At 62.4% G+C, this 18,707-nt stretch carries 17 protein-coding genes; 7 read left to right on the forward strand and 10 right to left on the reverse strand.

Features of this window, described 5'->3' with window-relative positions; all coding sequences use genetic code 11:
• Positions 1–34 precede the first annotated feature (34 nt).
• Entirely contained in the window at positions 35–1,330 is a 1,296-nt protein-coding gene (locus LOZ74_RS17665) for a glutamate-5-semialdehyde dehydrogenase (protein WP_230292281.1), read from the reverse strand.
• Between the two features lie 332 nt (positions 1,331–1,662).
• Between LOZ74_RS17665 and LOZ74_RS17670 the strand changes: the two genes are divergently transcribed.
• Together LOZ74_RS17670 and LOZ74_RS17675 are read left to right on the forward strand one after the other, a co-directional pair.
• Positions 1,663–2,844 (forward strand): M23 family metallopeptidase, encoded by a 1,182-nt coding sequence (locus LOZ74_RS17670; protein WP_230292282.1) that lies wholly within the window; start codon positions 1,663–1,665, stop codon positions 2,842–2,844.
• Positions 2,845–2,848: 4 nt separating this feature from the next.
• Positions 2,849–3,232 (forward strand): polymer-forming cytoskeletal protein, encoded by a 384-nt coding sequence (locus LOZ74_RS17675; protein WP_230279595.1) that lies wholly within the window; start codon positions 2,849–2,851, stop codon positions 3,230–3,232.
• 48 nt (positions 3,233–3,280) lie between these two features.
• On the opposite strand, the gene LOZ74_RS17680 is transcribed toward LOZ74_RS17675, so the two are convergent.
• From LOZ74_RS17680 to LOZ74_RS17695, 4 genes are all read right to left on the reverse strand, one after another.
• On the reverse strand, positions 3,281–5,011 hold the full coding sequence (locus tag LOZ74_RS17680) for a long-chain fatty acid--CoA ligase (protein WP_230292283.1): 1,731 nt from the start codon (positions 5,009–5,011) through the stop codon (positions 3,281–3,283).
• 182 nt (positions 5,012–5,193) lie between these two features.
• Complete coding sequence (locus tag LOZ74_RS17685) at positions 5,194–5,916, reverse strand: DUF1013 domain-containing protein (RefSeq protein WP_370638850.1); 723 nt, start codon at positions 5,914–5,916, stop codon at positions 5,194–5,196.
• A gap of 161 nt (positions 5,917–6,077) precedes the next feature.
• On the reverse strand, positions 6,078–6,701 hold the full coding sequence (locus tag LOZ74_RS17690; protein WP_230293953.1) for a glutathione S-transferase family protein: 624 nt from the start codon (positions 6,699–6,701) through the stop codon (positions 6,078–6,080).
• A 22-nt stretch (positions 6,702–6,723) separates the two neighbouring features.
• Positions 6,724–7,698, reverse strand: a complete 975-nt coding sequence (locus tag LOZ74_RS17695) for an NAD(P)H-quinone oxidoreductase (protein ID WP_230293954.1) — start codon at positions 7,696–7,698, stop codon at positions 6,724–6,726.
• 209 nt (positions 7,699–7,907) lie between these two features.
• On the opposite strand from LOZ74_RS17695, the gene LOZ74_RS17700 reads away from it, so the two are divergent.
• Both LOZ74_RS17700 and clpA read left to right on the forward strand, forming a co-directional pair.
• Positions 7,908–8,129, forward strand: coding sequence for a DUF1192 domain-containing protein (locus LOZ74_RS17700; RefSeq protein ID WP_230292284.1), 222 nt, complete (start codon positions 7,908–7,910; stop codon positions 8,127–8,129).
• A 207-nt stretch (positions 8,130–8,336) separates the two neighbouring features.
• On the forward strand, positions 8,337–10,730 hold the full coding sequence (gene clpA / locus LOZ74_RS17705; RefSeq protein ID WP_230292285.1) for an ATP-dependent Clp protease ATP-binding subunit ClpA: 2,394 nt from the start codon (positions 8,337–8,339) through the stop codon (positions 10,728–10,730).
• 54 nt (positions 10,731–10,784) lie between these two features.
• Here the strand turns inward: clpA and coaE are convergent, their stop codons facing one another.
• From coaE to LOZ74_RS17725, 4 genes are read right to left on the reverse strand one after another with little or no spacing between them, the layout of a single operon-like run.
• On the reverse strand, positions 10,785–11,411 hold the full coding sequence (gene coaE, locus LOZ74_RS17710; protein ID WP_230292286.1) for a dephospho-CoA kinase: 627 nt from the start codon (positions 11,409–11,411) through the stop codon (positions 10,785–10,787).
• Entirely contained in the window at positions 11,408–12,271 is an 864-nt protein-coding gene (locus tag LOZ74_RS17715) for a shikimate dehydrogenase (protein WP_230292287.1), read from the reverse strand. The genes coaE and LOZ74_RS17715 overlap by 4 nt, the downstream gene beginning before the upstream one ends.
• A complete protein-coding gene (locus tag LOZ74_RS17720) occupies positions 12,268–12,846 on the reverse strand; it encodes a Maf family protein (protein ID WP_230292288.1) in 579 nt (192 codons plus the stop codon). The genes LOZ74_RS17715 and LOZ74_RS17720 overlap by 4 nt, the downstream gene beginning before the upstream one ends.
• 10 nt (positions 12,847–12,856) lie before the next feature.
• Positions 12,857–13,702, reverse strand: a complete 846-nt coding sequence (locus LOZ74_RS17725; protein WP_230279588.1) for a pyruvate, water dikinase regulatory protein — start codon at positions 13,700–13,702, stop codon at positions 12,857–12,859.
• 333 nt (positions 13,703–14,035) lie between these two features.
• On the opposite strand from LOZ74_RS17725, the gene hemE reads away from it, so the two are divergent.
• The 3 genes from hemE (at position 14,036) to rho (ending at position 17,071) form a co-directional block, all read left to right on the forward strand.
• On the forward strand, positions 14,036–15,064 hold the full coding sequence (hemE, locus tag LOZ74_RS17730) for a uroporphyrinogen decarboxylase (protein ID WP_230279587.1): 1,029 nt from the start codon (positions 14,036–14,038) through the stop codon (positions 15,062–15,064).
• A gap of 74 nt (positions 15,065–15,138) precedes the next feature.
• The gene (locus tag LOZ74_RS17735) at positions 15,139–15,582 is read left to right on the forward strand and encodes a CopD family protein (RefSeq protein WP_230292289.1); all 444 of its coding nucleotides are present in this window, start codon (positions 15,139–15,141) and stop codon (positions 15,580–15,582) included.
• 235 nt (positions 15,583–15,817) lie between these two features.
• The gene (rho, locus tag LOZ74_RS17740) at positions 15,818–17,071 is read left to right on the forward strand and encodes a transcription termination factor Rho (protein ID WP_230279585.1); all 1,254 of its coding nucleotides are present in this window, start codon (positions 15,818–15,820) and stop codon (positions 17,069–17,071) included.
• 12 nt (positions 17,072–17,083) lie between these two features.
• Here the strand turns inward: rho and LOZ74_RS17745 are convergent, their stop codons facing one another.
• The gene (locus LOZ74_RS17745; RefSeq protein WP_230292290.1) at positions 17,084–18,700 is read right to left on the reverse strand and encodes an FMN-binding glutamate synthase family protein; all 1,617 of its coding nucleotides are present in this window, start codon (positions 18,698–18,700) and stop codon (positions 17,084–17,086) included.
• Between the last annotated feature and the right edge of the window lie 7 nt (positions 18,701–18,707).

Raw genomic sequence — 18,707 nt, forward strand, 5'->3', positions numbered from 1 at the left:
TGGGGCCGCCCGCTCGATCGTTCAACTATGCCGGTTACGGGCGGGTCTGGCCCGTCCCGCGCACTTGCCATTTATACGTCGTCAGCCCTTCCAGCGCGACGGGACCGCGCGCATGTAGCCTGCCGGTGGCAATGCCGATTTCCGCGCCCAGCCCGAATTCGCCGCCATCGGCGAACTGGCTGGAAGCATTGGCCATCACGATCGCGCTGTCGACGCCGTTCAGGAATGTCTCGATCGCGCCTGCATCGCTGGCGACGATCGCATCGGTATGGCCCGAGCTATGCGCTGCAATGTGATCCAGCGCCGCATCCATGCCATCGACGATGGCCACAGAGGCGATCGCTTCCAGATATTCGGTGTCCCAATCCTCGTCAGTGGCGGGCTTCACGCGAGGATCCAGCTTTTGCACCGCCGCATCGCCGCGCACTTCGCAGTCCGCGTCGAGCAGCTTTTTCACCACGCTGGCGGCATGGGGATAGGCCTTGTCGATCAGCAGCGTCTCCATCGCGCCGCAAATGCCGGTGCGCCGAAGCTTGGCGTTCAGCGCGATATCCTCGGCCATGGCCTGATCGGCGCTGGCATGGATGAAGGTATGATTGATGCCGTCCAGATGGGCCAGCACGGGAACGCGCGCTTCGTCCTGTACGCGGGCGACCAGCGACTTGCCGCCGCGCGGAACGATCATGTCGATCAGGCCCGCAGCCTTGAGCATGGCGCCAACCGCAGCGCGGTCCTGCGTCGGGATCAGCTGCACCGCGCCTTCAGGGACGCCGTCCTTGGCCAGACCCTCGGCCAGTGCCTTGTTGATCGCGCGATTGGAATGCACGGCCTCGCTCCCGCCGCGCAGGATCGCTGCATTGCCTGCGCGCACGCACAGCGTGGCGGCATCGGCGGTAACATTGGGGCGGCTTTCATAGATGATGCCGATGACACCCACCGGCACGCGCACGCGCGCGAACTGCAGGCCGTTGGGGCGTTCGGACCGGTCGATCACCTGTCCGACGGGATCGGGCAGGTCGGCCACGTTTTCAACCGCGGCGGCGATCCCTTCCAGACGATCCTCGTCCAGCTTCAAACGGTCGAGCATCGCGCCCGACAGGCCGCGTTCCTTACCGGCGGCAATGTCCTTTGCATTGGCCGACAGGATTTCGCCCGCATGGTCGCGCAAGGCAGCGGCGGCAGCGCGCAAGGCGGCGGCCTTGTCGGCATCGCTCATCCCTGCCAGCACCTTTTGCGCAGCGCGTGCCCTGGCGGCAAGGCGGGCGACCAGTTCGGCGCTGTCTTCAGCGGAAAGGGGGGCTTCGGTTTGCTTTTCGATCACTGTGTCCATGCCGCCCCATCTAGCAATTCCGACCCGATTTGTCAGGGTTCGGCGGCAAAAAACCCTGATCGGGCGATGGTGCAGCGCGTTATGGCGAGAATCGGCTGACCCTGATGTCAGCAAGCCAAGTGCGGGCACGCAAAAACCGTTTCAAACGGCAATGGTTCCGCCCGTTTAAGCCCGATTACCAATATTTGTAGCATTTCGTCCCGTCGATGAAACGTTTCGTCGCTAAGGGGAGCAAGGCAACTTCAACTTAACCTTCGCGCTGCTAGCCAGAAGCGGACGGGAAAGTTTCGCATCCCCTTGCGAGGCTCGTTTGGGATTATACGGGGTCAACCTTGGCGCAAGCTGCCCAAAGCACGCTTATCGCCCGGATCAAGGGCTGGTTCCCTGACCGCGAGTTCATCATGCGCTCGCAAGGTCAGGTCCGGTTCGTCCGGATATCCTCCTCGCTGCAGATGAAGGCAGCGGGCGGGGCGGCGGCGCTGGCCGTTGTCTGGTCCGCCACCATGGGTGTCGCGCTGGTCAGCGAGTGGAAGACCCGCCACGATGCCGCCCAGCTGAATGCCCGCGCAGCCAAGATCGCCACCGCCGAAAGCCGTGTCAGCGCGTATCGCGACGGTCTGGACGAGGTTGCCGACGACCTGTCGCGCCGTCAGGCCTTTATCGAGGATATGGTCGAGGATCATCTGGGCGAAATGCCGCAGGCGGGCGCCGTTCAGGGCGTGCAGGATTCGACCGACGAGACGCGCCGCACTGTCGAAAAAGTCAGCGCCGTGCTGCCCGAGGCCGCGGGCCTTGCCCGGCTGGAGGCGCGGCAGCTCGCCTTTGTCGAAGGGCTGACCCGCCTTGCCGACAAGCGCGCCGACGATGCGGCAAAAGCGATCCGCACGCTGGGTCTGGACCCTGTTTCGGTGGCGCGGATGAACCGGAACAACGCTGCCATGGGCGGCCCGTTCGAGGAATTCAGGTCGGGCGACGACAATCTCGACCCGCGCTTTGAAAAGCTGGCCAATTCGCTCTCGCGCATGGCCGCGCTGGAACGCGGGTTGGAAGGGATACCCAATGTCCTTCCCGGTCGCCGCGACATGATCTCTTCCCCCTTTGGCTATCGCCGCGATCCGTTCACCGGACGCGCAGCGATGCATGCAGGACTCGACTTCCGCGGTGCGACGGGCACGCCGATCCGCGCCGCCGCCAAGGGCCGCGTCAGCTTTGTCGGGCGCAAGGGCGGATACGGCAATGTGGTGGAAATCCGCCACGGCAATGGCGTGCTGACCCGCTATGCCCATATGTCAAAGTTCGACGCACGTGTGGGTGACAAGGTCGACGCGGGCGAAACCATTGGCCGGATCGGCAGCACGGGCCGTTCGACCGGCCCGCATCTGCACTTCGAAGTGCGCATCAATAATCGCGCGGTCGATCCGCGCCCCATGCTGGAAAAAGGCGCCAGCATTCTTGGAGCAAGACGTGTTCTCGAAACAGGAAAAACCGGCCAGCACACCACGGCCGAGCACTAATACCATGGCATCATCCAGCTTTTCCGTCCTTGGCTCCGACATCAAGGTTACCGGCAACATCCACGCCAGCGAAGATCTGCACATCGACGGCAGCGTCGATGGCGACATCCATTGCGGATCGCTGGTGCAGGGCGAATCGAGCGTCGTGAACGGCGCGATCGAGGCCGAGAGCGCGCGTCTTGCCGGAACGGTCGACGGTTCGATCACCGCCAAGACGCTGGTGATCCTGAAATCCGCCAAGATCACCGGCGATGTGCATTACGACACGCTCACCATCGAACAGGGAGCAAGTGTCGAGGGAAAGTTCGCCCGGCGCGCGCATGGCTCGGCGCCCGCTAAGACCGGCGTCGACGCCGACCAGGAGCCGAAACTCTCGCTTGCGAACTAGGGCAGACTGAACGACCGGCGGCTGCGGCTGCCGGTTTTCGCCTGCCTGCTATCCGGATGCTTCGGCAATTTCGGCCCGCAGTGCCTTGCGGTCGAGCTTGCCGATCATCGTCTTGGGCAGATTGTCGCGGATTTCGAGCGCGGCCAGCCGTTCGTGCTTGCCGACATGGCTGTTTACCCATGTGCGAAGCGTGTCGGCATCGTCGCTGCAATCAGGTTCCAGCGTGACGAACGCCTTGGGCACTTCGCCCAGATAATCGTCGGGAATGCCCAGCACCAGCGCCTCGCGAATGCCCGGACGGGTCAGCAGCACTTCCTCGATCTGGCTGGGAAACACCTTGAACCCGCCCACCGCGATCATGTCCTTGATGCGGTCGACGATGGTGAGAAATCCGTCGCCATCGATGGTGGCGACGTCGCCCGTGCGCAGCCAGCCGTCCTGAAACACCGAATTCCCCTCGGGCCGGTTCCAGTATCCCTGCATGATTTGCGGGCCCTTGATGGCCAGCTCTCCCGGCTCGCCCGCGGGGGCAAGGCGGGTAGGGTCTTCCTTGTCCAGCAGGCGGATGCTGGTGCCCGGCAGGACCTGCCCGATCGTGCCGGGGCGTTCCTTGTCCACGCCGTCGAACGGATTGGTCGATACCACGCCCGAACTTTCGGTCAGCCCGTATCCTTCGACCACATGCGCGCCAGTCACGCCTTCAAACTTGTGTTTCAGCGGCAGCGGCAGGGGTGCGCCGCCCGATATACATACCCTGAGCGAGGTGAAATCGGTCGTCCCGATCAGCGGGCAATCCAGCAGCGCCTGATACATCGTCGGCACACCAGGCATCGATGTCGCCTGCGTGCGATTCAACGCCTTTAACGTCTGTTTCGCGTCGAAACGCGGCAGCATCACGATCATCCCGCCGTCCAGCACCGTGCGGTTCAGCACCACCGTATTGGCAAAGACATGGAACAGCGGCAGCACGCCGATCATGATGTCGCGTTCGCCCCGATGCGCATCGATCCGCAAGGTCTGGCGCGCATTGGCGGTCAGGTTCTGGTGCGACAGCATCGCGCCCTTGGGCCTGCCGGTGGTGCCGCCGGTATATTGCAGCAGGGCGATGTCGCGTTCGGGATCGATGGGAACAGGCACGGGATCGCCGGCACCCGCGATAAAGCGTTCGACGGGGATGATCGCGGGACTGGCGGGCAGGGGAGTGATGTCCTTGCGCTTGAACAGCCGCATGGCCAGCCCCATCCACCACGGCAGCATCGCAGGCAGATCGCCGACCACCAGCCGGTCGACCGCAGAACAATCCAGCACGTCGATCGCCGTCGGCAACAGCGCGCTGGAATTGACGGTGAACAGCATGGTCACACCCGAATCGGCGACCTGCGCAGCCAGTTCCTCAACCGTGTAAAGCGGCGAGAAATTCACCGCCGTCGCGCCCGCGATCATGATGCCGTAATAGGCCGTAATATAGAGGGGGACATTGGGCAGGAACAATCCGACACGGTCGCCCTTGCCGATGCCCGCTTTCTGCAATGCCGCCGCGATCGCCCGCGCCTGATGCATCGCATCGCGATAGGACAGACGCCGGCCATAGAAATCGGCGACGTCTTTTTCGCCCGCCAGTTCTACGCCGCGTGCGAACATGTCGGGTACCGACAGCGGCTCGAAATGCGAATCCCATGCGCCGGGGTGACGGTAATGGCCATCAAGGTCCAGCCGTTTGCCATCCGAAACGGGCCATTCGGATGGCGGCAAATTCTCCCGTATAGTGTGTGCGTTCATGGGCGATATCCTGCCCTTTTCCGCCATTTACGACAAGATAGCAGCCTCGCGCCTGCGGCATCGCCTTCGCAGATGCAGCGCCCGTCGCGGCGCACAGCGAAAAGGCCCGATGTGCATCTGCGCATCGGGCCCTTGTGAATTCCGGTTTGAATTCCGGTGTGAATTCCGGCGGGGAAGGGGGCTTATTCCTCGGGAACACCCTCTGCACGGCGCGCGGCAAGCCATGCTTCGGCCTCGGCCTCCTGCGCAGCCTCCACCGCGGCGCGGGCGGCGTCTTCGCGTTCCTTCTTCAGCTCGTCGATCAGCGCCTGACGGTCATCGACCAGGCGCGTATCGGTAACGGGCTGCGTCCCTTCCGGCAGGTTCTTGGCCGCCTTGGCCACCGCTGCGTCCAGCTCGCGCTGGGTGCACAGGCCTAGTGTCACCGGATCCTTGGGATTGATGTTCTGGATGTTCCAGTGCGACCGTTCGCGAATCGCGCCGATCGTGTTGCGCGTGGTGCCGATCAGCTTGCCGATCTGCGCGTCCGAGATTTCGGGGTGATTTCGCAGCAGCCATGCGATGCCGTCGGGCTTGTCCTGACGCTTGGACACCGGCGTATAGCGCGGGCCCTTGGTACGCTGGATCTGAACCGGCGCCTTGTGAATTTTAAGGGCATAGGAAGGGTCGTTCTGCCCCTTCTCGATCTCCTCATGCGTCAGCTCGCCCGCGCGAATGGGATCGCGGCCCGTGTATTTCGCGCCTGCCAGATCGTCTGCCATGGCCTGCACCTCCAACATGTGGAGACCGCAGAATTCGGCAATCTGTTCGAAGGTAAGGCCGGTATTGTCGACCAGCCAGCTGGCGGTCGCGTGCGGCATCAGCGGAGTGGCCTGTTTCGTGCTCACAAAGTGAACCTTTCGCATGGGCCCCTTGGCGCGGGCCGGACCTTCTTTTTCAAGGGGAAACCGGCAAGGCGCGGGGCGGAAAAACGATAAGGGCCGCCCCTTACCGGAGCGGCCGCTTGCCCTTCCCGTTTAGGCGATCCGGCCCATACAGGCAAGGGGTTCCAACGGGATGCGGTGATTCACCCCTGCATCGGCGTGAATCGGGGCAGGGCGCGCATCCGTTCGATCCATGCGCGGATCGCGCCAAAGTCGTTCAGCGAAAAGCCGCCTTCATGCGCGACATGGGTATAGGCGAACAGCGCAATATCGGCGAGCGTCGGATTTCCGCCCGCAACGAACCAGTCGCGCGTCGAAAGATGCCGGTCCATCAAGGCCAGCGCCGCCTGCCCCCCTTCGCGCTTTGTTTCCATCATGGCGCGCTGCTGCGGTGACAAGTTCCCTTCGCCCAGAACATGCAGCCAGAACCGCATCGTCGCGATATTGGGTTCGTGCTGATATTGTTCGAAAAACATCCAGCGCAACATATCGGCGCGGGCAAAGCGGTCATCCGGAACCAGCTGCGACCCGTCTGCCAGATAGAAACAGGCCGCATTGCTTTCGGGCAGAAACCGGTCCCCCGCCTGCAACACCGGAATGCGCCCGTTGGCGTCGACCTGCGTCAGGAAAGCCTTCGTCCGCGTGTCGCCGTTGGTGATGTCATAGAACCGGCGTTCCAGTCCGATGCCCAGCAATGCCGCCGTCAGCCTGATCTTGTAGCAATTGCCGCTGACAGGGTCCTCGTGCAGGATCAGGGAGTCGGGCAGTCCGGTCAATTTCGGGCGCCCATCATACCGTCAGTACGATCTTGCCGATATGATCCTGATCCATGCGGGCATGGGCATCGGCGGCGCGTTCCAGCGGAAAGGTCGAATCCATCGCGGGGCGCAATTGCCCGCTTTCGACGAAAGGCCATACCTCACGGCGGATCTCTTCGGTCAGCCCCGCCTTGAACCTGTCGGAACGGGGGCGCAGCGTCGAACCGGTCAGCGTCAGCCGCTTGGTCAGCACCTTGTGCATCGGAATCTCGGCCTTCACCCCGCCTTGCACGGCGATCGTCACATGGCGCGCATCATCGGCCATGCAGGCGATATTGCGCGCGACATAATCGCCCGAAATCATGTCGAGCACGACATCGACGCCGCGCCCTCCGGTGATCCGCTTCACTTCCTCGACAAAGTCCTGCGATTTGTAATCGACGGCATGATGCGCGCCCATGGCCAGCGCTGCATCGCATTTGGCCGCGCCGCCGCAGGTGACGATGATCTTCAATCCGAACAGGACTGCCAGCTTGATCGCCATGGTGCCGATCCCGCTGGTGCCGCCATGGACCAACAGCCATTCGCCCTCGTCCGCAAGGCCGCGTTCGAACACATTGCTCCATACGGTGAACAGGGTTTCGGGCAGCGCGGCGGCCTGTTCCATCGGCAGGCCATCGGGCACGGGCAGGCAATGATCGGCCTTGGCCACGCAATATTGCGCATAACCGCCGCCCGCCACCAATGCGCACTGGCGCGTGCCCAGCAAGGACGGATCGACATTGTCACCGACCGCGACCACTTCGCCCGCCACTTCAAGCCCCGGCGTGTCAGGCGCGCCGGGCGGCGGCGGATAGAGCCCTGCGCGCTGCATCACATCGGGCCGGTTCACGCCCGCTGCGTGGACGCGCAGCAAAACCTCGTCCGCAGCGGGGACCGGCACGGCCATGTCCTGCGGGACGAGCACTTCGGGTCCCCCTTTGCCGGTAATGGCAATGGCGGTCATCGATTCGGCGATCTGGCGATTGCTGCTCGCGATTTCGTTCACATCTACCCCTGATGCATGGATGCACTCACGCTGGCCATGGATACCCCCTGCACCATTGGCCCGCACGATTTTCCATGGCGCGAATTGTGGATTTCGGGCCATCGGGATGCAGTTAACCGCAAGGTGCATTGACAGCAAGGTAAACAAAGGCATGATCGGATTTTGCAATGTTCGACGATGATCGCCCCCGGCCTTCCGGCCAAAACGGCGAGCTTGCGGCCAAACTCGCAAGCGAGAACCTCGACCCGCTTTCGCAGGACGAGCTCAAGGAACGCATCAATCTGCTGGAGCTTGAGATCGTCCGGACCCGATCCCATATGGATCGTGCGGACAAGTACCGCCTTGCTGCCGAAGCGCTTTTCGGTTCGCCGGAAAAGCCGCCAGCATGATCGCCCGCGCCGCCTCTCCACGAAGCCCGGCGGCGCCTACCGTTGCAACACGGCCTGCAAGCCTCAACTCCGCCGCGCCATTGCGCGAAGGATCATGGCCCTCCCGCCGACAGACCCGCGAAAGCAAATTAACGCTTTCGCCTTACGTTCATGGGCATAGTCCCATAATCGCGACTCCGGTTCCCTTTGGATAGGAAATAGCGCCCAATGCCATCTTTCGCCCAGAGCCTTGAGAAAACGCTGCACACCGCGCTCGCCAATGCGGCAGAGCGCGCCCATGAATATGCGACTCTGGAACATCTTCTCCTTGCCTTGATCGAGGATGAAGATGCCGCGCAGGTGATGGAAGCCTGCGGTGTCGACCTTGCCGAGCTGACCGGCGTGGTGAAGCAATATCTGGATCAGGAATACCAGTCGCTGAAAACGACGGAAAAGGCCGATCCCTCGCCCACTGCCGGTTTCCAGCGGGTGATCCAGCGCGCGATCCTGCATGTGCAGTCATCGGGCAAGGATACGGTGACGGGCGCGAACGTGCTGGTCGCGCTGTTTTCCGAACGTGATTCCTATGCCGTCTATTTCCTGCAGCAACAGGATATGAGCCGTCTGGACGCGGTATCGTTCATCAGCCACGGCATCGGCAAGACCGGCAAGCAGGTCGAACAGCGCCAGCCCAAGGGCAGCGACGAAGACCCGAAGGCCGAGGAAAAGGCCGAGAGCGGATCGAAGGGCAAAAAGGATTCGGCGCTCGACCAGTTTACGGTGAACCTCAATTCCAAGGCCTTGGCCGGCAAGGTCGATCCGCTGATCGGGCGCGGGCCCGAAGTGGATCGCACGATCCAGATCCTGTGCCGCCGTTCCAAGAACAACCCGCTTTACGTGGGTGATCCCGGCGTGGGCAAGACCGCCATTGCCGAAGGTCTGGCACGCAAGATCGTCGAAGGCGACGTGCCCGAAGTGCTGGCCGAAGCCGTGATCTACTCGCTCGACATGGGCGCGCTGCTGGCGGGCACCCGCTATCGCGGCGATTTCGAGGAGCGGCTGAAGCAGGTTGTTTCCGAGCTTGAGAAAATGCCCGAGGCGATCCTGTTCATCGACGAGATTCACACCGTTATCGGCGCGGGCGCGACCAGCGGCGGGGCGATGGATGCCTCGAACCTGCTGAAACCCGCATTGTCGTCAGGGGCGATCCGCTGCGTCGGGTCGACCACATACAAGGAGTTCCGCAACCATTTCGAAAAGGACCGCGCCTTGCTGCGCCGGTTCCAGAAGATTGATGTGAACGAACCCACGGTCGAGGATACGATCAAGATCCTGAAGGGTCTGCGCTCTGCGTTCGAGGATCACCACAAGGTGAAATACACCCCCGACGCGATCAAGACCGCCGTAGAACTGTCGGCCCGTTACATCAACGACCGCAAGCTGCCCGACAAGGCGATCGACGTGATCGACGAGGTGGGCGCGATGCAGATGCTGGTCCCGCCCAGCCGCCGCAAGAAGACGATCACCGCGCGCGAGATCGAGAAGGTGATCTCTACCATGGCGCGGATTCCGGCGAAGTCGGTGTCCAAGGACGACAAAAAGGCGCTGGAAAACCTGGAACGCGACCTGAAACAGGTGGTGTTCGGACAGGACAAGGCGATCGAGGTGCTGTCCACGGCGATGAAACTGTCGCGTGCGGGTCTGCGCGATGCCGATAAACCGATCGGTTCGTTCCTGTTCAGTGGCCCCACCGGCGTCGGCAAGACCGAGGTGGCGCGCCAACTGGCCAGCATCATGGGCATTCCGCTGCAGCGTTTCGACATGTCGGAATATATGGAGCGGCACTCGGTATCGCGCCTGATCGGTGCGCCTCCGGGCTATGTCGGTTTCGATCAGGGCGGTCTGCTGACCGATGCCATCGATCAGCAACCGCATTGCGTGCTGCTGCTGGACGAGATCGAGAAGGCGCATCCCGACCTGTTCAACATATTGCTGCAGGTGATGGATAACGGTCGCCTGACCGATCACCACGGCAAGACGGTCGATTTCCGCAATGTCGTCCTCATCATGACGACCAATGCGGGCGCGGCGGATATGGCGCGCAGCGGCATCGGTTTCGGAGACGTGTCCAAGGCGGACGCGGGCGACGAGGCCGTGAAGAAGATGTTCAGCCCCGAATTCCGCAACCGCCTTGATGCGATCGTGCCCTTTGCCTATCTGGGCAAGGAAATCGTCAGCCGCGTGGTCGACAAGTTCATCCTTCAGCTGGAACTTCAGCTGGCCGACCAGAATGTCCACATCCAGTTCGACGGCGATGCCCGCAGCTGGCTGGCCGATCGCGGCTATGACCGCCTCTATGGTGCGCGCCCGATGGGCCGCGTGATACAGGAAAAGGTCAAACAGCCGCTGGCCGAGGAATTGCTGTTCGGCAAGCTGGCCGGCGGGGGCGAGGTGCATGTCAGCACCAGGGATGACGAGGACGGCAAGCCCGAGCTTGCGTTCGAGCTGACCCCTGCTCCGCCCAAGATCGTCAAGCGCCGTAAGAAGAAGCCGGTTGCGAAAAAGCCGGTCGGCAAGACCGAAGGGTCGAAAGAATCGGACGAGGATGCCGGCAAGAGCTGACTTTCCGGTCTGGTTTCAGAAACGAAAGGGCGGTCCTTTGGGGCCGCCCTTTTGCTATGCTGTCAACGCGGCGATCAGCGCGTGGACCTGCGCTTGCGTTTCCTCCAGCGGGCCGCCATTCTCTATGATATAATCGGCCCGCTCGCGCTTTTCGGCATCGGGCACTTGCAGAGCCAGAATCTCGCCGAATTTCGTCTCGGTCATGTTGGGTCGTGCCAGCACGCGCGTGCGTTGCACGCTGGCGGGGGCGGAAACGACTGCCACCCCGTCCAGCCCGCGCGTGCCCGTTTTCTCGTAAAGCAGCGGGATATCGAACACGATCAACGGCGCATCGCGATGTTCTTCCATGAACGCAAAACGCTCTTCCGCGACGGCGGGATGAACGATGGCTTCCAATCGCCGGAGCGCTTGCGGATCGGCAAAGACGATCGCGCCAAGATCAGCCCGCCTGACGCCTTCGGGGCCGGTAGTGCCGGGAAACGCCTCTTCAATGGCGGGGATCAGCAGCCCGTCGGGCCCTTGCAGCCGGTGCACTTCGGCATCAGCATCGAAAACCGGCACGCCGGCATCGCGGAACATGGATGCCACGGTGGACTTACCCATGCCGATCGATCCGGTCAGGCCCAGAATGAAAGGGCGGCGCCCGCTCGTGCTGGCAACGCTCGTTCCGTTAACGCTCATGCCGTCAATATATCGCGCAAAGCGGCGTCCTCGCCGCGCGGAGCGGGCTGGCCGAAAAATTTCTCGAACGCATAGGCGGCTTGTCCGATCAGCATCGATAGACCGTCGATAGTGCGAAAGCCCCCTGCGGCAGCGGTTTTCAGAAACTCCGTTTCCAGCGGGCTGGTGACGATTTCATAGCAGATCGAACGCGGCGGAATATGGCTGGGGTGCAATGCCAGCGGAGGGTTACCTGCCATGCCCAGCGGGCTGGCATTGACGACCACGTCAAGGCAACCGACGCGGTCGTCGAATGCGAAACCGGTCGGTTCGGCCAGCGACGAAAGCGGGGCGGTGTGATGCTCCCCCTCGGGGTCCAGCTCGTCCAGCAGGGCGCGGCCCTTGGCGGGATCGCGGCCGAATATCACGATGACAAAGCCATGGTCGGACAATGCCTTGACCAAAGCGCGCGCCGCGCCGCCGTTTCCGATGATCCGTGCCATGCGAAACAGATGCGGCTGGGCCAGATCGTCGAGCAGCGGTTCCAGAAAACCGGGCGCATCGGTGTTGAAACCGGTCAGCGATCCGTCGGGCTGACGCACCACCGTATTGACTGCGCCGATAGCGGCGGCAGCGGGATCGATGGTGTCGATCATCGACATGATCGCCTGCTTGTGCGGCATGGTCACATTACAACCGCGCCATGCCGGATCGGCGCGGCGGTCGGCGATATATCCGGCCAAGGCATCAGGAGTAACGTGACAGCGCCGGTAATCGCCTTCCAATCCCAACCTATCCAGCCAGAATTTGTGAATCGGCGGCGATTTCGATTGCGCGATCGGATCGCCGATGACTTCGGCATAGGGAAGATCCGTGCTCATCGCGGCATCGCCCCGAACTCGCGCAATGCGCCCAGTACCGGCAGCAATGGCATTCCCAGCACAGTGAAATAATCCCCTTCGATTGCATCGAATAATTGCACGCCCAGTGCCTCTATCCGGAATACGCCGACGCACCAGCCCACTTCGGGCCATTCCTTGTCCAAATAGGCTTCGATAAAATCATCGCTCAGGACACGGACATGCAGGCGGGCAAGCGCCTTATGGCTCCACACGATATCGCCGTCGCGGACCAGCGCGGCGGCGCTGTGCAGGTTCATGCACCGCCCCGAAAAGAAGCGCAGATGTTCGGCGGCATCGCCGCGGCTGGCGGGCTTGTCGAAACGGCGGCCATCCACCTCGACCAGCGAGTCGCTGCCCAATACCAATCCGCCGGTCTGCGGCACGGCCAGCGCCTTGGCTTTCGCAAGTGCCAGCGCGATATCCTGCGGGACAGCGCCCGCCATCTGCGCCTCCAGCGCACGCTCGTCCAGATCCGCGGGATGCGATTCAAACGGAACGCCTGCCTGCTGCAGCATTGCCTGCCGCGACGCGCTTTTCGATGCGAGAATAATCATGCGTACCCGTTCATACCGGCTTGGGACCGGGATTGCCCTTTGACATGCCGCTCTGCCGTTCGTTGACCAGATTGATAACGGCCGCGGCGGTTTCCTCGATCGAGCGGCGGGTGACGTCGATCACCGGCCAACCGTTATCGGCGAACATGCGGCGGGCATATTTCAGTTCCTTTTCGACGCGGTCCTGATCCACATAATCGGTTTCGGGTGTCTGGTTCAGCGACAACAGCCGGTTGCGGCGGATCTGGATCAGCCGGTCGGGCGAAGTCGTCAGCCCCACGACCAGCGGACGGCGCAGGCCGAACAGCACCTTGGGCGGCGGCGATTCGACCACGATGGGGATATTGGCGGTGCGAAATCCGCGATTGGCCAGATAGATCGAGGTTGGCGTCTTCGACGTGCGCGATACGCCTGCCAGCACGATATCGGCCTCTTCCCATTCCTCCCACATCAAACCGTCGTCATGGGCGATGGTGAACTGGATCGCCTCGACCCGCGCGAAATAGGCTTCGTCCATGCGGTGCTGGCGGCCGGGCCTTGCATGCGCCTCCTGCCCCAGCAGGCTCGACAGGCTGCGCGTCACTTCGTCCAATGCGGAAACGGTGGCCAGACCGGCCTCGCGGCATTTCGCTTCCAGCCGTTCGCGGATATCCTGATTGGCCAGAGTGAACAGCACCAGCCCGGGATTGCGCGTGATTTCGCCCATAATCCGGTCCAGATGCTGCTGCGAGCGCACCATCGGCCAGAAATGCCGGTCGACATCGGCCCCTTCGAATTGCGCCAGCGCGGCCTTGGCAATCATTTCCAGCGTCTCGCCGGTGGAATCCGACAACAGATGCAGGTGAAGGCGGGTCATGGAGTTGGGCGGATTCCTGTTAGCAGGGCTCAAAACGGCTTGTGGACGATTGCGTCGATAAATCACGGGACGAAGGCGGGGACAAGCGAAAGCACGGATTCCATCCCCGTTGCGAGTCCATGCATCGGTCGGCTTGTGGACAGGCGCCGGTTTCGCCCACAGCCTGTTCATAAGGCGAAGAACTAGCGTTTGACTCAAGAGCCGTGCGGATTCGGGAAACGCGATTTGCAGTGGCCTTGCGGTGATAATTCGGGCAATCGCGGCAATCCCCGCAATCCACAGGGCCAACAGAGTCCTAAATCCTTTCAATAAGAATCTTTATTTTGGAGAATCATGGCAGGCCCTCTTCTCGAAACGCTGAAAGGCAGGAATCTTGACCGGCGGCCCCTGTGGCTGATGCGGCAGGCGGGACGCTATCTGCCCGAATATCGCGCCTTGCGGGCGGAAAAGGGCGGTTTTCTCGCCCTGGTCTATGACAGCGAGGCTGCGGCCGAGATCACGATGCAGCCCTTGCGCCGCTTCGGGTTCGACGGGGCAATCCTGTTCTCCGACATTCTGATCGTGCCCTATGCGATGGGGCAGGACCTGGAATTCCTGGCGGGTGAGGGACCCAAGCTGTCCCCCCGCCTTGCCGATAGCGCGTTAAAGGCGCTGGAAGCCGTGCCACAGCGCCTCGATCCCATTTACCGGACCGTGGGGCTGGTAAAGGCCCAGCTTGGCCCTGAGCAGACGATGCTGGGCTTTGCGGGGGCGCCATGGACAGTCGCCACCTATATGGTGAACGGCGAGGGGAGCCGGGACCAGCATGCGACGCGTGAACTGGCCTATCGCGATCCGGCTGCGTTTCAGGCGATCATCGACGGGATCGTCGAGGTGACGACGACCTATCTGATCGGCCAGATCGAGGCAGGGGCCGAGGCTGTGCAGATTTTCGACAGCTGGGCAGGCAGCCTTGCGCCTGACGAATTCGGCCGCTGGGTGATCGCGCCCACCGCCCGCATCGTCAGCGCCGTGCGCCAGCGTTGCCCCGGCGTGCCGATCATCGGCTTTCCCAAGGGCGCGGGCGAGAAGCTGGTCGCCTATGCGCGCGAAACGCTGGTCGATGCGGTCGGTGTGGACGAGACGGTGGATATCGCGTGGGCAGCACGTGAATTGCCCGATGGCATGCCGCTGCAAGGCAATCTCGATCCGCTGCGTCTGCTGGCAGGCGGCGAAGAGCTCGAGCGGCGTGCGCGTTTCATTCTCGACGCCTGTGCGCACCGGCCGCATGTGTTCAATCTGGGGCATGGCATTGGTCAGTTCACGCCGATCGAGCATGTCGAAACGCTGCTGAAGGTGGTGCGCGACTGGGAACGGCCGTGACCGGGGCCGGCCATCCGGAATTTCCGGCGGGCACCCTCTTCAACCCGCGGACCGGCGCCGCTATCTAGGCGGTTATGCAAGAGGCGCTTTCGATGATCTACCTCTGGCTGAAGACCGGCCACATCATCTTTGTCGTGTTCTGGATGGCGGGGCTTTTCATGCTGCCGCGCCAGATGATCTATATGCATTCCGCCGCGCCGGCTTCGGATGAAGAGGCTTTGTGGGCCAAACGGATCGGCCTGCTCGGCAAGATCATCCTCAACCCCAGCATCGTGGTCGTCTGGGTGCTCGGGCTGGCGCTCGCCTATGTGCTGGGCGCATGGAGCGAGGGGTGGTTCCATGCCAAATTGCTGCTGGTCGTTCTGATGTCCGCCTATCACGGGATCATGATGGGCAAGGCACGCAGGATGGCGCGCGGCGAAAGGCCGATGAGCGAAAAACAATTGCGCATGTGGGGCGAAGCGCCCGCAGTGCTTTTGGCGCTGATTGTCGCTTTGGTGGTCGTCAAACCGTTCTGATTGTGCCCCGTGCGGCACCGGTTTGCGACAAAAGGTGACAGGGTAAGCGCCGAACGGCGATTGACCTTGCGCCGCGCGACCCTTATCTTGCTCTCGTCTTTCGGCAGGGACTGCGCATCCATGCAGTGCTTCTGCCCCAGCCTTTAAAACCGAATAACGTCCTGCCTTCGCCGAATCTGCGTGCGAATTTCCGGTTCAAGGACGCCAAGCGGACCTCCCTAATCGGAACAAGAAAATGCATCTGAAAGAACTCAAACAAAAGACCCCCGCCGAGCTGGTCGAAATGGCCGAAGAGCTGGGCGTCGAGGGCGCGTCGACGATGCGGCGCCAGGATCTGATGTTCGGCATCCTGAAAGAGGTTGCCGAGGACGAGGAAATCCTTGGCATCGGCACGATCGAGGTTCTGCCCGACGGCTTCGGCTTTCTGCGCAGCCCCGAAGCCAATTATCTGGCCGGCCCCGACGATATCTATGTCTCGCCCAATCAGGTCCGCAAATTCGGCCTGCGCACCGGCGACACGGTGGAGGGCGAGATTCGCGCCCCGCGCGACGGCGAACGCTATTTCGCGCTGACCAAGCTGCTGAAGGTGAACTTCGACGATCCCGATGTCGTCCGTCACCGCGTCAATTTCGACAACCTCACTCCGCTCTATCCGGACGAGAAGCTGATCCTCGACACCAAGGATCCGACGGTGAAGGACAAGTCGGCCCGCGTGATCGATATCATCTCGCCGCAGGGCAAGGGCCAGCGCGCGCTGATCGTGGCGCCGCCGCGAACCGGTAAGACCGTGCTGCTGCAGAACATCGCCAAGGCGATCACCGACAACCACCCTGAAGTGTTCCTGCTGGTCCTGCTGGTCGACGAACGGCCCGAGGAAGTGACCGACATGCAGCGTTCGGTGAAGGGCGAGGTCATCTCCTCCACCTTCGACGAACCGGCGCAGCGCCACGTGCAGGTTGCCGAAATGGTGATCGAAAAGGCGAAGCGCCTGGTCGAGCACAAGAAGGACGTGGTGATCCTGCTCGATTCGATCACGCGTCTGGGCCGTGCCTATAACACCGTCGTCCCGTCGTCGGGCAAGGTGCTGACCGGCGGTGTCGATGCGAACGCGCTGCAGCGTCCCAAGCGATTCTTCGGTGCGGCGCGTAATATCGAGGAGGGCGGCTCGCTCTCCATCATCGCGACCGCGCTGATCGATACCGGCAGCCGCATGGACGAAGTGATCTTCGAAGAGTTCAAGGGCACCGGCAACTCGGAAATCGTGCTCGACCGCAAGGTCGCGGACAAGCGCATCTTCCCTGCACTGGATGTCGGCAAGTCCGGCACCCGCAAGGAAGAGCTGCTGGTCGGCAAGGAGCAGCTGTCGAAGATGTGGGTCCTGCGCCGCATCCTGATGCAGATGGGCACGATCGATTCGATGGAATTCCTTCTCGACAAGATGAAGGATTCGAAGACCAACGAAGACTTCTTCGCCACGATGAACCAGTAATCCGGCGGCGGGTTAGCCCACCATCCGAAACGTCTCCGCGCTCGCCGCATTCCAGTGGCGGGCATAGGGGGTGGCATCGGCATCTTCCAACAGCACGCCGGGTTCGAGGAAGCTGTAGAACCGGTCCATCGAATCCGAGCGCACCGGGTTCATCCGTTCGCGGATATGGTGCGGCTGGATCTGCCACGGATTGTCGAGCCCCATGGCGACCACGATTTCGCGCAATCCGTGCAGGGTCTGGCGCTGAAAGCGGGCGACGCGTGCCGCCTTGTCGTCAACCACCAGCCCGCGCTGGCGTGTCGCGTCCTGCGTGGCGACGCCGGTGGGGCATTCGTCGGTGTGGCATTTCATCGATTGCACGCAGCCAAGCGCGAACATGAAGGCGCGCGCCGCGTTGCACCAGTCCGCACCCAGACCGAAATTCATCGCAAGACCGGCACCCGAATGCACCTTGCCGGCCGCGGCGATCTTCACTTGCGGTTTCAGCCCCGTGCCAACCAGCATGTTGCGCAGCATGATCGTGCCCTCGCGCAGCGGCATGCCGACGCGGTTCGATAATTCGACCGGCGCCGCACCCGTGCCGCCTTCGGCTCCGTCGACGACAATATAATCCAGCGTGATGCCGGTTTTCAGCATGGCCTTGGCCATCGCCATCAGCTCGTGCGGTTGTCCCACGCACAGCTTTACGCCCACCGGCTTGCCGCCCGACAGATCGCGCAATGTCGCGCACCATTCTATCATTTCGATCGGAGTGGAAAACGCCGGATGGGCAGCCGGAGAGATACAATCCTCGCCCACGCCCACGCCGCGGGCCTCGGCGATCTCCCCGGTCACCTTGCTACCGGGCAACATGCCGCCATGACCTGGTTTCGCACCCTGGCTCAGCTTGACCTCGACCATCTTGACGGCGTCGGTTTGGGCGCTGTCGGCAAAGCGGGCGGGATCGAAACTGCCATCCTTGTTCCGGCACCCGAAATAGCCGCTGCCCAGTTCCCACACCAGATCGCCGCCATGCGCGCTGTGGTAACGTGAAATGCCGCCCTCTCCGGTGTCGTGATAGAAACCGCCTTCGGCCGCGCCCTTGTTGAGCGCCATGATGGCATTCGCGGACAGGGAGCCGAAGCTCATCGCCGAGATATTGAGCAGCGCCGCCGAGTAGGGCTTGCTGCACTGGTCCGATCCGACCTGACAGCGCCATTCCTCCGGCGCGGCCGCATTGGGCGCGATGGAGTGGCTAAGCCATTCATATTCCTCGGAATATACGTCAAGTTCGGTGCCGAAGGGATGCGAATCCAGCTGGCCCTTGGAACGGGCATAGATGATGCGGCGCTGGTCGTGGCTGAACGGGCGGCCTTCCAGATTGGATTCGATCAGATAGGACCGGAAATAGGGCCGGAAATCCTCCATCAGCCAGCGGAACCGCGCGACCAGCGGATAATTGCGGCGCAATGTGTGCTTTTTCTGAAAGAAGTCCCACAAGGCCAGCGCCAGCAAGGGTAATGTGACCCATGCCAGCCAGCGCATTGGCGCCCATGCCAGCGCCAACCCGCTTAACAACAGCAAGGCCAGTGGCAGGCCATAGCGGGTCAGCAAATCGGCGGAACTGCGCCAATGCGCCTGATTTTGCATAGGGAAG

Origin of the sequence: Croceicoccus sp. Ery5, from assembly GCF_020985325.1 — a bacterium.
Classification (GTDB): domain Bacteria; phylum Pseudomonadota; class Alphaproteobacteria; order Sphingomonadales; family Sphingomonadaceae; genus Croceicoccus.